The following is a 14,691-nucleotide window of genomic DNA, read 5'->3' as shown; positions in this document are numbered from 1 at the left end:
TGTCGCTACATATAAGTGATATGGCACAGCGCTCATTAATTGAGCTTGCTGAAGAAAGCACGCAAATTTTATTTGACGTGGGAGTTTTTGCTTTTGGTGCAGACCTACGGTCGGCTTATGTCTTGACGCAATTGAGGCGTACAATTTCCGATGTCTTGGCTGTCAAAAGTGATGAGGCGGAGACATCGAGGATTGAGTCGTTCGAGAAAAGATATTCAGCCAAAGTTTTAGATGTTGATGATGTTTGTCACGCCATAAGAGAAAAAACAAAGAATTTTTCGAATAAAAATTTCGTGCCCCGCGTGTTTGTGGATGTATCTTCGCTTTCCCGGGTGAATCTGGCAAAAGTTTTCGCTTGTTTGAAAGTTATTTGTGTGGAGCATACGGTGCACCTCTCTATCGGATATTCACTTGCACGATATGTGAGGCCGCCAGATCAGCCCTTCCCATCTATCCGACGTTTAGCACCCGTTCATCGGGAGTTTTCCGGTTGGGGAGCGTTACCTTCGTTACCCGTTGACGTAATTGTTAGTCTCGGTTATGAAAAGGGGAAAGCTATAGGTGCCGTTGAGTATTTGGAACCGCGGAATCGTTGGGTTTTTGTTCCAAACTCTCCCGAACATCGATTTTTGCATCAGGTAAAAAACCATAATAAGCAACTTATTAATGCAGGTGAGAGCGTTATTGACTACGAAGTTCTTGAGCCTGTAGATACGTACTATCGGCTCATGTCGCTGGTTGTAGGTTTGTCGCCAAGCGCGAGGCCAATATTGCTGCCATTTGGGCCAAAACTTTTTTTTGCAATAGCGTTATTGGTTTCAATGCGATTTGAGAAGGCTGCAGTTTGGTATGTGGATAGTGACGACGATTCGATTGGTCTCACGTCTTCGCCGTCTGGCCATGGGGTGATTTTTTCCTGCCGCCTAGTTGATCGCTCGGACTAACATGATGAAATTTAACCCGTCATCTTCGGCATTTACAACTAGTCCTCTTAAATTTAGATGCTGTAGTTCAGCGATGTGGCACTAATACAATCCACACACCTGGTTTAATGTGTTCGCGTATTTTCGAAAAAGGGAAGCCGCTAATATCTGGGCTCAGATGTTATCCGCTAGACCTTCGTGAGCGCATAACAGCTTCGTGAATGCATAACAGATCAGATTGTCCTTCGCGCTTGCATGTCGATATGAACCTGCACCGTCTCGACCTCGTTTCGCTTTCCCTGTTCAGCCACGTCGTCCGCTCCGGCAGCATCAGCAAGGGCGCGCTGCTCGCCAACCTGGCCGTCGGGGCGGCGAGCAAGCGCATCTCCGACCTGGAGGCCGCCGTCGGCGCCGCGCTGTTCGAGCGCCATTCGCGCGGCATCACGCCCACCGCGGCCGGCCTGGCGCTGGCGCGGCACGCGCAGCGCATCCTCGGCGACGTCAACCTGCTGGCGGCCGAGCTGCACGACCACGCCAGCGGCATCGTCGGCGTGGCGCGCCTGTGGGCGAACACCTCCGCGATCACGCAGTTCCTGCCGGCCGACATCGCCGCGTTTGCCAGGGCCAATCCGGCGATCCGGATCGAGCTCGCTGAGCTCAACAGCAACGAGATCGTGCTGGGCGTACTGGAAGGCCGCGCCGACATCGGCATCTTCGCCGACCGCACGCCGGCCCTCGGCCTGCACCTGATGCCCTATCGCGAAGACCGCCTCGTGCTCGTGGTCCCGGCCGGCCACGCGCTCGCGCGCCGGCGCAGCCTGGGCTTCGAGGAGGCGGCGGACTTCGACGTCGTCAGCCTGTCGCAGGGCACGTCGCTGGCGCAGCGCCTGCAGGCTGAGACGGAAGCGATGGGCCGGCGCCTGCGCGTGCGCATCCAGGTGCGCAGCTTCGATGCGATGTGCCAGATGGTGGCGGCCGGCCTGGGCGTCGCGGTGCTACCGGCCGACGCCGTGCGCGCGCTCGTGCGCTCGCTGAACCTGCGCCAGATCCCGCTGACGGATGCGTGGGCGCGGCGCCAGCTCCTGATCGGCGTGCGCGACCTGGAAACCCTGCCGCGCCACGCACGCCTGCTGGTGGACCATCTGGGCGCCGGGGCCTGACACCTGGCGAGCTTTCGCGAAACGCGAAAGCGGGGTTCACACCTTGGTCATTCCGCGTCCGGAGGCGTGCTGCCAGAATCGCATCATCACGCCACCAAGAGCGTGCTTCATTCGACGACTATCCATCCGGAGACAACAATGAGCAAGATTCTTTCCGCCCCGGCCGGCGCGGCCGACGCCGCCGCACCGGACATGGCGCGGATCGTGGCGAAGGTGGCATGGCGCATCATGCCCCTCATCATGGTCTGCTACCTGTTCGCCTTTTTCGACCGCATCAACATCAGCTTCGCCAAGTTCGCGCTGCAGAGCAGCCTGTCGCTGTCCGACACGGCGTACGGCCTCGGCGCCGGCCTGTTCTCGGTCGGCTACGTCCTGTTCGAAGTCCCCAGCAACATGATGCTGTACAAGGTCGGCGCGCGGCGCTGGATCGCGCGCATCATGGTCTCGTGGGGCATCGCCACCGCGCTGATGGCGCTGGTGCAGACCGAATGGCAGTTCTACGTGCTGCGCTTCCTGATCGGCGCCATGGAGGCCGGCTTCGCGCCCGGCGTGCTGTACTTCCTCACGCTGTGGTTCCCGACCGCCTACCGCGGCCGCATCACCTCGATGTTGTTCCTCGCCTCGGCATTCTCGGGCCTCGTCGGTGCGCCGGCCGCCGGCCTCGTGCTGGCCCACCTGGACGGCGTGCTGGGCATGTCCGGCTGGCACTGGCTGTTCCTCGTGGGCGGCCTGCCGTGCGTGCTGCTGGGCGCCATCGTGGTCCTCGTGCTGAAGGACCGCGTCGAGGATGCGTCCTGGCTCGCGCCCGACGAACGCGCGCTGCTGGCCGCGCGCATCGCCGAACAGAACCGGGGAATCGGCAGCCACTCGCTGCTGGGCGCCCTCAAGACGCCGGGCTTTTTCACGCTGGGCCTCGTCTACTTCCTGATCCAGGTGAGCTCCTATGGCCTGAACTTCTGGGCGCCGCACATGATCCGCAGCGCCGGCACCACGAGCCCGACGACCATCGGCCTGCTCACGGCGGTGCCCTACCTGTGCGGTGCGATCGCGATGGTGGCCGTGGGCCGGCTGTCGGATGCGAGCGGCGAGCGCACGAAGTTCGTGATCGGCCTCGTGCTGCTGGGCGCGGTGGGCTTTTGCGGCGCCGGCCTGTTCGACCACCAGCCCGGCCTGCTGGTCGCGGCACTGGCCGTGATGGGCGCGGGTGTGGTAGCGTCGATCCCCGCGTTCTGGGCACTGCCGCCGAAACTGGTAACGGGTGCCGGCGCGGCGGGGGGCATCGCGCTGATCAATACGTTGGGACAGCTGGGCGGCATCGTCAGCCCGGTGATGGTCGGACGCATCAAGGACGTCACCGGCAGCACGACGCCCGCCCTGTACGTGATCGCGGCGCTGGGCGTGGCCTGCGCCGGTGTGCTGGCGTTCGGCCTGCCCGACCGGCTGCGCCAGCGCGAACAATCTGCAAACTGACGAGGACAACATGAGCATGACGGCTTCAGGCACGATGTCCGCCAACGCCCTGCAGGGCGTGCGCGTGATCGAGATGGGACAATTGATCGCCGGCCCGTTCGCCGGCAAGACGCTGGGCGATTTCGGCGCCGACGTGATCAAGATCGAGGCGCCGGGCACGGGCGACCCGCTGCGCAACTGGCGCATGATGAAGGACGGCACCTCCGTCTGGTGGCAGGTCCAGTCGCGCAACAAGCGCTCGCTCGCCCTCGACCTGAGAAGCGAAGAAGGGCAGGACGTCGCGCGCAAGCTGATCGCCGAGGCCGACGTGCTCGTCGAGAACTTCCGTCCCGGCACGATGGAAAGCTGGGGCATGGGGTGGGACGTCCTGTCCGAACTGAATCCGGGTCTCGTCATGCTGCGCATTTCCGGCTACGGCCAGACGGGGCCGTACCGCGACCTGCCGGGCTTCGGCGCGATCGGCGAAGCGATGGGCGGCCTGCGTCACCTGACCGGCGAGCCGGGCCGCGTGCCGGTACGCTGCGGCATCTCGATCGGCGACACCCTGGCCGCGCTGCACGGCACCATCGGCGTGCTGACGGCGCTGTACCACCGCAAGGTCAACGGCGGCAAAGGACAGGTGATCGACGTCGCGCTGCACGAAGCCGTGTTCAACGTGATGGAAAGCCTGATCCCCGAATACAGCGCGTTCGGCGCCGTGCGCGAGGCCGCCGGCAGCGCGTTGCCGGGCATCGCCCCGTCGAATGCCTACCGCTGCGTGGACGGCTACGTGCTCGTCGCCGGCAATGGCGACAGCATTTTTAAACGCCTGATGCAGGCGATCGGCCGGCCCGACCTGGGCGACGCGCCTGACCTCGCGAACAATGCGGGCCGCGTCGCGCGCGTGGACGAGATCGATGCGGCCATCGGCACATGGACGGCCGAGCGTACCGTGGCGAACGTCCTGGACGTGCTGGGCGCGGCGAAAGTCCCGGCCGGCAAGGTCTACACGGCGAAGGACATCGCGGAAGACCCGCACTACCGGGCCCGCGACATGATCCTGACGCAGCAGACGAGAGAAGGCTACGAGGTCGAGGTGCCGGGCATCGTGCCGAAGCTGATGGGCACGCCGGGCAGCGTGCGCTCGGCCGCGCCGCGGCTGGGCGAGGACACGGATGCCGTGTTGCGCGAGATCGGCCTCACCGACGACCAGATCGCGGCGCTGCGCGCGCGCAAGGTGGTCGCATGAGCGCCTGGACCGGGGCCGGCCGTCGCATCCGCCTCCAGGAAGTCGGGCTGCGCGACGGCCTGCAGGCCGAGTGCCGCTTCGTGCCGACGGCCGACAAGATCGCCCTGGCCGACCTGCTGTCGGGCGCGGGACTCGCCAAGCTCGAAGTCAGCTCCTTCGTGTCGCCGAAGGCCGTGCCGGTGCTCGCGGATGCGGCCGACGTGTTCGCCGGCATCGCGCGCGCACCGGGCGTCGTGTACAGCGCCCTCGTGCCGAACGTGCGCGGGGCCGAGCGTGCCGTGGCGGCGGGCGTGGGTGAGATGAATCTCGTCATGTCGGCCAGCGAAAGCCACAACCTGTCCAACCTGCGCATGACGCGTGCACAATCGTTCGCCGGACTGGCCGACGTGGCTGCACTGGCGCGGCGCCACGGCGTCGCCGTCAACGTGTCGCTGTCGTGCAGCTTCGGCTGCCCGATGGAAGGCGACGTGCCGCAGCAGGACGTGCTGGACTGGTGCGCCCGCTTCGTCGGCGAACTCGGCGTGCACGGCATCACGCTGTGCGACACCACCGGCATGGCCTATCCGACCCAGGTGCGCGCGCTGACGGAAGCCGTACGCGCGCGCTGGCCCGGCATCGAACTCACGCTGCACTTCCACAACACGCGCGGCATGGGCATCGCGAACGTGCTGGCCGCCATCGACGCGGGTGCCGACCGCTTCGACGCCTCCCTCGGCGGCATCGGCGGCTGCCCGTATGCGCCCGGTGCCACCGGCAACGTGTGCACGGAGGAGGTCGTGCATGCGCTCGAGCTGATGGGCTACGACACCGGCGTCGACCTGGCCCGGCTGCTGCAGGCCGCGGTCCGCCTGCAGGACCTCGTCGGCCACGAGGTGCCCAGCCAGATCGTCAAGGCCGGCCGCAGGCTGGACTTGCACCCACGGCCGGCCACCTGAGCGCACCGGTCAGCGCGTCTGTCAGCTCACTTCGCAGCGCGCGATCTCCGTCCGCCCGTGCCCGGCCACGATCCCGCTGCCGTACACGGGCAGGTCGAGATAGGCCCGCTCCGTCGCACGCACGGCCAGCACATACGCCTGGCGTCCCGTCTTGTGGCGCAGGACGACGTGCGCGACGTAGCCGGGCCCCAGCACGCGCTGCGTCTTGCGCTTGCCCAGGTCGAGGTAGCCGAACTGCAGCGTCGCCGATTCCGTGCTCACGTGCGCAGCGCGCGCGTGGCTGAAATAGCGGATCGCCTCGACACCGAACCGTGCCATATCTGTCTCCCTGGAAATGCAGCCTGCATGAATGCCCGGACAGCTTCCGTACGGTAGCGGTACACGGCCGGCGCCGGACTGTTCTGCATCACGCGTGCTTGCGTGCGGGGTTGGTCCAACGCGGGTGCGTGAGCGCCGATTCGTGTGTCGACCTCGAAGGCGATGCGCTACAGTAAGAGGACGGGATGACAGGAGAAACCGATGGAATGTGAAATCAAACTGGCCGTGGGCGCGACGAGCGCCGCGCAGTTGAAGAAATCCGCCGTGCTGCGCGAGCACGCCGTGTCGAAGCCGCGCGACCAGGAACACGTCGACCGCTATTTCGACACTGGCGGCTTCGACTTGTGGAAGCATGGCTTCGCCCTGCGCGTGCGCAGCGCCGGGGAGCGTCACGTGCAGACCCTGAAGGGCGGCGGCAGCGCCGTGGCCGGCCTGCACCGGAGAACCGAGCTGGAAGCCGAGATTGCGTCCGAGGTGCCCGACCACGACCTGTTCGACCGCCAGCTGCGCGAAGCGTTGCCCGACCTGGCGCACAGCCTGGACGGCCGGCAGCTTGCACCCGAGCCGGTCTTCGTCAACCGCACGAAGCGCACGACGTGGATGCTGGCCCTGCCGGACGGCACGCACGTCGAGTGCGCGCTGGACGTGGGCGAACTGCAGCACGGCGAGCGCAAGACGGCCGTGCGCGAGCTGGAGCTGGAAGTGAAGGATGGCGATCCGGCCTGCCTGTACGAACTGGCGCAGCGGGTGCACGAGGCGACGCCCGTGCGCATCGAAAACATCAGCAAGGCCGAGCGCGGCTATGCGCTGGCGACCGATGACAAGGCGCACGCCGTCAAGGCCACGCCCGTGACGCTCAAGCGCAAGGCCACGCTGGGCGAGGCGCTGGGCGGCATCCTGCAGAACTGCCTGCAGCAGATGCAGGCCAACGAACGGGGCGTGCTGGCGGGCGACGTCGAGAGCCTGCACCAGATGCGCGTCGGCCTGCGCCGCCTGCGCGCGGCCCAGGACATGGTCGACGGGCTCGTGACGCTGCCGGAACCGCTGGCGGCCGATATCGACTGGTTCGCCGGCGAACTGGGCGACGCGCGCAACTGGGACGTGTTCCTCGAATCCGTGCTGCCCGGCCTGCCGCTGGCCGAGGACCAGAAGCCGTCGCTGGCGCGCGTGGAAGCGGCCGCGCGCGAGGAGGCGGAGCGTCATCGGGCGCGCGTGCGCTCGGCCGTCGGCAGCCCGCGCTACACGACCCTGATGCTCGCGCTGGGCGGCTGGATCGCGGGCAAGGGCTGGCACCATACTGCGCTGCCGGCCGATCCGCTCGAACAGAAGATCGCGAAGGCCGCGCCGCAGCTCGTGCAGCACGCGGCCGCGCGCGTGCGCAAGCGCGCCCGCGGCTACGACCTGAAACGGCCGGAGTGCCTGCACAAGGTGCGCATCGCAGCCAAGAAGGAACGTTATGCGCGCGAGTTCTTCTCCGCGTTGTCGCACGACCGCAAGGCGACGAAACGGCACGCTCTCTTGAGCGGCATGCAGGACGAGCTGGGCGAGATCAACGATGCGTTCGTGGCACGCGAGCTGGTTGCCCAGCTGCGTGACCGCGTGCCGCAGGAGGCGGGGCTGCTCGGCTTCATCGAAGGCGTGCTGGCGGCGCGCGCGCTGGATGCGATGCCGCGCGCGCGCCGTCACGTCAAGGACAGTCTGCGCGCCAAGGCACGCTTCTAGAATTGGTGCCGGTATGTTTCCCGACCGCCGGCGCCGGTAGGGCGGCCGAGCCGCCATGTGCTCTCTTCCCTGGGAGCGATGCGTATTTTGACGCGGGATTGTGACGTGATCGTTACGGCGCGGCGGTCGCCGCCAGCGGCGCACCGCTCCAGCGGCGCAGCAGGGCCGCGAGCGTGGACGAACGCTTGTCCTCCGGCGTGAGGACGGCCACCGCGGTCTGCAGGGCCTTGTCGTCGCGCGTGCCGAACGCGCGCGTGGACTCGACCGGTTCGCGCTTCGCTTCGGCCATCGTGTCGAGCGGCTGCGTCGCGGGCAGGTGTTTTGCCAGGTCGGCTTCGCGCAGCAACAGGTCGTCGTCGGCGGCCACCGCGGGCGTCACGACGATGTCGGGTGTGACGCCGCGCGCCTGGATCTCGTGGCCGTTCGGCGTGAAGTAGCGCGCCACGGTGAACTTGATGCCGCTGTCCGCGTCCAGCCCGATGACGGACTGGATCGAACCCTTGCCGAACGTGCGCGTGCCGATGACGGTGGCGCGGTGCTGGTCCTGCAGGGCACCCGTGACCAGTTCCGCGGCCGACGCGGACGCGCCGTTCACGAGCACCGTCAGCGGCACGGTGCGGGTCCACGCGGGCAGGCCGGCCAGCACGTCGGGCTGGCCTTGCTGGCGGTAGTAGCGCTCGTCGACGGTGACGGTGGCGTTGGCGCCCGGTTCGCGTCCGCGCGCCGAGAACAGCACGGTGCCCGGCTGCAGGAACGCGCCCGCGACCGCGACGCCCGTCGACACCAGGCCGCCCGGATCGTTGCGCAGATCGAGAATCAGGCCGCGCGGGTTGTCCAGTTTCTTCAGGGCCGCCGCGAGGTCGGCCGCCGTGGCGCCGCCGAATTCCGAGATGCGGATCCACGCGAGGCCCGGCGCCGCCATCTTCACGCGCACCGTGTCGTTGTGCAGGTCGGCGCGCGTGATGCGCAGGGTCTCGACCTTGTTGCGGCGCGCGATGCCGATGGCGACCACGGTGCCCGGCGCGCCGTGCATGCGCCGCGCGACGTCGTCGCCCGCCATGGCGGCGACGGGCGCGCCGTCCACCGAGACGATCACGTCGCCTGGCCGGACGCCCGCGCGTTCGGCCGGCGAGCCTTCGGTGGCGGACACCACGCGCAACTGCTTGCGGTCGCCTTCGACCTCGATGCCGATGCCCACGTACTCGCCGCTGTTCTCGCGCCCGACGTCGCGCATGGCGTCCTTGTCCAGGTAGCGCGAGTGCGCGTCGAGCGCGGCCAGCATGCCGGACAGGGCGCCGTCGAACAGCGTGTTGTCGTCCGCCTCGCCGACATAGTTCTGCTTGATCAGGGCGTAGACCTCCAGCAGCCGTTCCACCTGCGCTTGCGGCAGTTTCAGCGTCGGCCGCGCGGTGGGGGCCGGCGTGTCGTCGGCGTGGGCGAGGGGCGCGCAGGCCAGGAAGAGGGCGCCGAGGACGGCGAGCGCGGTGCGTTTCATGGTGATCCTTTCGTCGATTCGTTGCCGGATTCTGGCCCGGCGGGATGTTAAGCGCGGTTAAGCGCAACTGAGCGCGGGTAAATCGGCGTTAAGGAGTTGTAAGCGATCGCTGTCGTTTTTGCCCGTATTGACGGGCTTTTTTCTTTTCCTGATGGCAAAAAGAACAGATAATCGATGCTTTGCGCCCCAGGAGAACGCCATGCAGGATCACGACGACGACCACCCCGCCAGCCCCGCGCGCCGCCGCATCTTCCAGGCCGCGGCCGCCGTGGGCCTGTCGGCGTCGATCGCGCCGCCGGCCGCAGAAGCGAAGCCGGCCAAGGCGGTGAAGCCGGTCGCGGGCTCGCTGGACGCCAAGCTGAAGGCGCACGTCAAGAACGTCGTCGTGATCTACCTGGAGAACCGCAGCTTCAACAACCTGTTCGCGGACTTCCCCGGCCTGGCGCAACCGCTGCCGGCGGCGAACGCCGTCCCACAGAAGGACCGCGACGGCAGCGTCCTGCCGGAACTGCCGAAGATCTGGGGCGGCATGGTGCCCGCGCGCCAGAACATCGGCGGCACGGATTACCTGATCAGGGAAGACGACATCCAGCATCTTCCCAACGCGCCGTTCAGGCTGACGGATGCCGCCGGGAAGCCGCTGCCGGAAGCGATCGTCACGCGCGACCTGTGGCATCTGTTTTACCAGAACCAGATGCAGATCAACGGCGGCAAGAACGACGGCTTCGTCGCGTGGGGCGACAACGGCGCGCTGACGATGGGGCATTATGGCGAGACGTCGAAGAACCTGGGCCTGTGGCAGATCGCGCGCCAATTCACGCTGTGCGACAATTTTTTCATGGGCGCGTTCGGCGGCTCCTACCTGAACCACCAGTTCCTGGTCAGCGGCCGGGTACCGGAATTCTTCGATGCGGCGTCCACGCCGGCCGCGAAGAAGATCGCGGTGCTGGAAGACGGCCCGACGGGCGTCCGTCTCGCGCTCGCGCCGGATTCGCCCAAGTCCGCGCTGGAGGGCAAGCCGAAGTTCGTCAACAACGGCGCCATCACGCCGGACGGCTACGCGGTCAACACGATGGCGCCGCCGTTCCAGCCGAGCTGGGTGCGCCCGGCACCGGGCGGCGATGCGCACCTGGCCGATCCGCAAGACCCGGCCGTGCTGCCGCCGCAAACGTATCGAACGATCGGCGACCTGCTGTCCGAAAAGGGCGTCAGCTGGGCGTGGTACGCGGGCGCGTGGCAGGCGGCGCTGGACGGCCGCGGCGAAGGCGAGCGGCCGAACTTCCAGTTCCACCACCAGCCGTTCAACTATTTCAGGCAGTTCGGACCGGGCACCGCGGCGCGCGCCGAGCACCTGCGCGACGGCGGCATGGGCGACAGCCCGATCTCGAACAAATTCATCGCCGACGCCATTGCCGGCAGGCTGCCGGCCGTTACGTTCTACAAGCCGCAGGGGAACCTGAACCTGCACGCGGGCTATTCGGACGTGGAGTCCGGCGATGCCCACGTGGCCAACGTGATCGAGCACCTCAAGAAGTCGCCGCAGTGGAAGGACATGGTCGTCGTCGTCACCTTCGACGAGAACGGCGGCTGGTGGGACCACGTGGCGCCGCCGCAGGGCGACCGCTGGGGGCCGGGTTCGCGCATCCCCGCGATCGTCATCTCGCCGTACGCGAAGAAGGGCGCCGTCGACCACAATTTCTACGACACGACGTCGATCCTGCGCTTCATCACGCGCCTGCACGGCCTGCCGCTGCTGGAAGGCCTGGCCGCACGCAACGCGGCGTTCGCGGCGCGCGGGGCGCGTCCGCCGGGCGACCTGACCGGGGCGCTGAGCTTCCGCTGATCGACAATTCGGGGTCGACAATTCGGGGTCAGAGCCTGACCCTTCCCCACATATTTTTCTTGTAGGTGGACGGAGTTGCTGTTAGCTTCCGGTGAAAAAAGCTGGTGCATGCATGGCTGTGTTAGCCCTCTCTTTCGTAGCGTCCAAACTGCGAAGGAGAAGCAACCATGCACGCACACCGCATCATACAAAATCTATTGGACACGAAGTGTCCCGAGATCCATGCCAAGCGCCGCGGCTGTATAGCGAAAGTGGCAGAGGCCGGCAGAATCGGCGGGCTTGGTGTCGTCAAGATGGGGCGCTGTCTAGACACGAAGACGAGCATTCGTCATCGCATCAAGTGCTGTGATCGTCTGCTGAGTAATCGTCATTTGCCGGCTGAGCGGCTAACGATTTTTCGTGCTCTGGACGAAGCCGTCCTGGCTGGTCATCGGCACATTGCCATTAGTGTCGACTGGTCCGATTTGGTGCCTGACGGAAGCTTGCATCTCTTGCGCGCCGCAGTCACCGTCAAGGGACGTGCCTTGGTTCTTTACGAAGAGGTGCATGCGGAATGCGACCTGGGATCTTCGAAGGTACACCGCCGCTTCCTCGAAACGTTATGTTCGCTATTGCCCGATCAATGCCAGCCGATACTGGTCACTGATGCCGGGTTCCGGGCAACGTGGTTCAAGCTGGCCACGGGAATGCACATTTCGTGGGTTGGGCGCATCCGGAATCGTGACATGGTATGTGCCGAAGGATCCGGACAATGGGACGGCTGCAAGACCTGGTATGCCGGAGCGACAGCAAAGCCACGCTGTCTTGGCCGTTTTGAGTACGCACGCTCCAACGCGACGCCATGTCAGCTGGTGCTGTACAAAAAGGCACCTCAAGGGCGCCATCATCGCACCAGCTTCGGCAAGAAGACGACGAGCTCCAATAGCAAGAAAAACAGGGCTGCTCAAGTTGAACCGTGGTTACTCGCCGTCTCCCCGGACCTGGAAGCATTGAGTGCGAAACAGGTAGTGGAGATCTACGCTGGCCGGATGCAGATCGAGCAGACCTTCCGGGATTTAAAAAATGCTCAATGGGGAACGGCATTATCAGAGAGTCAAACGCGCGCGCCCCAACGTCTGGAAGTACTCTTGGTGCTCGGAGCATTGATCAGCTATGCCCTCTGGCTGATCGGCTTGGCGGCGGCAAGCGCTGGCTACCACATCAATTACGGCAACACGAAGAAGTCGGGGCCCACGCTCTCAATACTAACCCTGGCACGTCATTATTTGGCCGATTGCGTACGACCTCCGTTGGATCGCCAAGCCTTCCAGCTCGCCCGACTTACACTGATCAATCTGGTGCAGGTAGTGAAAATTTGAGGGGAAGGGTCAGGGTCAGAGCCCATTTTTTGGCACGATCTCGGCAGCAACTTGTTGAGGGCGACGGTGCCGGCCTGCCCGTCCAGATGGGCACGCCGGGACCTGCATTCGGCGCCTCGTGCATATCAGGACATTGATCTGAAATGTGCTCTGACCCCGAATTTGAGGCCGTTCATTCTTCGCATATCGATAAAACTTTCCTGCTGGCTAACGCGCGCTGTTCAAGAAAACGCGGCGATACACTTTGCCACGGCCGTTGTCATTCCAACACGAGCTTGCGCACTGCGGCCCCCGCCAGGCGCCAACTTCATAACAGAGTTCAGGAGAGCGAAACATGCAGAACAAGAACACCTTGAAAGGGCTGCTGGCCGTCTCGGCAGTGGCAGCGATGTTCGCCACCGTCGGCGTACACGCCCAGACGGCGGCGGTCAGCCAGACCCCGAGCCAGACCGGCACCAGCAGCACGCCCGGCAAACAGAACACGTCGGGTAAAACCACCCGCGAAGGCACCATCGACAACACCAACAGCACCGGCATGGAAAACCGCGGCAAGCAGGCGGGTGCGGCCGGCATGACCAATCAGAGCGCCACCTCGAGCATGGGCGCCAGCGGCGCTGGCCAGTCGGCGGCGGGTACGGCCACCGGCGCGAAGCTGAGCGCCGGCGACGAGAAGATTCTCAAGGATATGGCAATGGCCAATATGGCCGAAGTCGAGGGTGGCAAGCTCGCCCAGAGCAAGAGCCAGAGCAGCGAAGTGAAAGCGTTCGCCCAGCAGATGATCGACGACCATACCGCCAACCTGAACGAAGTCAAGGCGCTGGCCCAGGCGCGCGGCGTGACCCTGCCGACCGAGCCGGACGCCAAGCACAAGGCCATGGCCGCCAAGCTGGAAAAGATGAGCGGCGACGCCTTCGACAAGGCCTACATGAAGCAGGCCGGCGTCCAGGATCACAAGACTGTCCACGCCAAGCTGGTGGCGGCGTCGAAGAAGGCCAAGGATCCGGAAGTGAAGGCCCTCGTCGACAAGACCGAGCCGGTCGTCGCGCAACACCTCAAATCGGCCGAGCAGATGCCGATGGCCAAGACCGGTACGACGTCGGGCAAATAAGCCGGCAAATAAGGACTACCTGCGTTATCCCATCGCAGCCAGCACGCGCGCCCGGTCCTCGGGCGTGCGGTTCTGGCTCATCTTGAATTTCGCTTCGAGGCGTTCGATGGCGATCTCGATGCCGACGGTCGTCCGCACGACCTTGTCGATGAACTCGCGCGGCGCATCCTCCACCTTCCACCCTTCACGCGCATCTTCGTGGCGTCCCGTCAGCCGCGTCATCTGGCCGAGGATCCACGCCGGATCGTCGATCGCACGCAGCCGCCCGTGCGCATGCACGACCTGGTAATTCCACGTCGGCACCACGCGTCCCCCGGCCGCCTCGACGTCGTACAGCAGCGGCGACACATAGCTGGACGCGCCCTGGAACAGCACGAGCACGGCCGCATCGTCCGCCTGCCAGATCGGATTCGCGCGTGCCACGTGGGCACGCAGCAGGCCGTGCGGCGCCGCGTCGGTGGGCGCCGCCAGCCCGAACGGGATGTGGTCTCCTTCCAGCCCGCCGGCGCCGAGGCGCACGAGCGCGCCCAGCGGATTGGCGGCGATCAGGTCCAGCATGTCGGCCTCGTCGGCCACGGCAAATTGTCTCGGCACGTACATTATTCGAACCCTTCCACGACGACGTCTCCCTTCAGCGAATTGGCGATGTAGCAGCGCGCATGCGCTTCGTGATGCAGCTCGGCCAGCGCGGCGCGGTCCGGCTGCCGCTCGCCGCCGAACGCGATGACGGGATCGAGCACGATGCGGGTGATGGCCGCGCGGCCGTCCGGACCGGTATCGAGCAGGCCGACGGCGTGGTCGAGGTAGCGGTCGACCACGTAGCCGCGCGTGGCCGCGAGCGACAGGAAGAACAGCATGTGGCAGCTGGCGGCGGCCGCGACGAGGGCTTCCTCGGGATCGACGGCGGCCGGGTCCGACAATGGCACGGGCACGGACAAGGGCGACGAGGAGGCCGGCACGTCCAGCCCGCCGTCGAAGCGCCAGCGGTGCGCGCGGCTGTAGCGCAGGTCGGTGAAGGCCTGGTCGCCGCGCTGCCAGGCCAGGGTGGCTTCGAATCGTTTCATCATCTCTCCGTGTGCGAACGAGCTGTCATCTTAAGTTCAAGGATGGCTTGCTCAAATGACCAATTAA

The 14,691-nt window shown here is 65.5% G+C and carries 13 protein-coding genes; 9 read left to right on the top strand and 4 right to left on the bottom strand.

Going from position 1 to position 14,691, the window contains the following annotated elements; translation table 11 throughout:
- Positions 1 to 20: 20 nt before the first annotated feature.
- The 5 genes from ACL58G_RS01450 (at position 21) to ACL58G_RS01430 (ending at position 5,716) form a co-directional block, all read left to right on the top strand.
- On the top strand, positions 21 to 944 hold the full coding sequence (locus ACL58G_RS01450) for a hypothetical protein (RefSeq protein ID WP_440964770.1): 924 nt from the start codon (positions 21 to 23) through the stop codon (positions 942 to 944).
- A 242-nt stretch (positions 945 to 1,186) separates the two neighbouring features.
- On the top strand, positions 1,187 to 2,083 hold the full coding sequence (locus ACL58G_RS01445; protein WP_056126732.1) for a LysR substrate-binding domain-containing protein: 897 nt from the start codon (positions 1,187 to 1,189) through the stop codon (positions 2,081 to 2,083).
- Between the two features lie 192 nt (positions 2,084 to 2,275).
- The gene (locus ACL58G_RS01440) at positions 2,276 to 3,553 is read left to right on the top strand and encodes an MFS transporter (protein WP_440967934.1); all 1,278 of its coding nucleotides are present in this window, start codon (positions 2,276 to 2,278) and stop codon (positions 3,551 to 3,553) included.
- 16 nt (positions 3,554 to 3,569) lie between these two features.
- Positions 3,570 to 4,781, top strand: coding sequence for a CaiB/BaiF CoA transferase family protein (locus ACL58G_RS01435; protein WP_440964768.1), 1,212 nt, complete (start codon positions 3,570 to 3,572; stop codon positions 4,779 to 4,781).
- Positions 4,778 to 5,716 (top strand): hydroxymethylglutaryl-CoA lyase, encoded by a 939-nt coding sequence (locus ACL58G_RS01430; protein WP_440964766.1) that lies wholly within the window; start codon positions 4,778 to 4,780, stop codon positions 5,714 to 5,716. The genes ACL58G_RS01435 and ACL58G_RS01430 overlap by 4 nt, the downstream gene beginning before the upstream one ends.
- A gap of 21 nt (positions 5,717 to 5,737) precedes the next feature.
- Here ACL58G_RS01430 and ACL58G_RS01425 read toward each other — a convergent pair whose 3' ends face one another.
- Positions 5,738 to 6,034, bottom strand: coding sequence for a hypothetical protein (locus tag ACL58G_RS01425; protein ID WP_440964765.1), 297 nt, complete (start codon positions 6,032 to 6,034; stop codon positions 5,738 to 5,740).
- Between the two features lie 201 nt (positions 6,035 to 6,235).
- Between ACL58G_RS01425 and ACL58G_RS01420 the strand changes: the two genes are divergently transcribed.
- On the top strand, positions 6,236 to 7,756 hold the full coding sequence (locus tag ACL58G_RS01420; protein ID WP_440964763.1) for a CYTH and CHAD domain-containing protein: 1,521 nt from the start codon (positions 6,236 to 6,238) through the stop codon (positions 7,754 to 7,756).
- 112 nt (positions 7,757 to 7,868) lie between these two features.
- Here ACL58G_RS01420 and ACL58G_RS01415 read toward each other — a convergent pair whose 3' ends face one another.
- Complete coding sequence (locus ACL58G_RS01415) at positions 7,869 to 9,251, bottom strand: S41 family peptidase (RefSeq protein ID WP_440964761.1); 1,383 nt, start codon at positions 9,249 to 9,251, stop codon at positions 7,869 to 7,871.
- Between the two features lie 199 nt (positions 9,252 to 9,450).
- On the opposite strand from ACL58G_RS01415, the gene ACL58G_RS01410 reads away from it, so the two are divergent.
- The 3 genes from ACL58G_RS01410 (at position 9,451) to ACL58G_RS01400 (ending at position 13,560) form a co-directional block, all read left to right on the top strand.
- Positions 9,451 to 11,094, top strand: a complete 1,644-nt coding sequence (locus ACL58G_RS01410; protein ID WP_413386244.1) for an acid phosphatase — start codon at positions 9,451 to 9,453, stop codon at positions 11,092 to 11,094.
- A 167-nt stretch (positions 11,095 to 11,261) separates the two neighbouring features.
- The gene (locus ACL58G_RS01405) at positions 11,262 to 12,452 is read left to right on the top strand and encodes an IS4 family transposase (protein WP_440964759.1); all 1,191 of its coding nucleotides are present in this window, start codon (positions 11,262 to 11,264) and stop codon (positions 12,450 to 12,452) included.
- A gap of 334 nt (positions 12,453 to 12,786) precedes the next feature.
- The gene (locus tag ACL58G_RS01400) at positions 12,787 to 13,560 is read left to right on the top strand and encodes a DUF4142 domain-containing protein (protein ID WP_440964757.1); all 774 of its coding nucleotides are present in this window, start codon (positions 12,787 to 12,789) and stop codon (positions 13,558 to 13,560) included.
- 24 nt (positions 13,561 to 13,584) lie between these two features.
- Here ACL58G_RS01400 and ACL58G_RS01395 read toward each other — a convergent pair whose 3' ends face one another.
- Both ACL58G_RS01395 and ACL58G_RS01390 read right to left on the bottom strand, forming a co-directional pair.
- Positions 13,585 to 14,160, bottom strand: coding sequence for an FMN-binding negative transcriptional regulator (locus ACL58G_RS01395; protein WP_440964755.1), 576 nt, complete (start codon positions 14,158 to 14,160; stop codon positions 13,585 to 13,587).
- Entirely contained in the window at positions 14,160 to 14,624 is a 465-nt protein-coding gene (locus ACL58G_RS01390; RefSeq protein WP_440964754.1) for an OsmC family protein, read from the bottom strand. The genes ACL58G_RS01395 and ACL58G_RS01390 overlap by 1 nt, the downstream gene beginning before the upstream one ends.
- Positions 14,625 to 14,691: the final 67 nt, after the last annotated feature.

The sequence above is a fragment of the Massilia sp. GER05 genome (assembly GCF_052056005.1).
GTDB classification, from domain to species: Bacteria; Pseudomonadota; Gammaproteobacteria; order Burkholderiales; family Burkholderiaceae_D; genus Telluria; species Telluria orientalis.
Note: the sequence above shows the minus strand (reverse complement) of the source record. Positions and strands in the feature narration are given on the sequence as shown.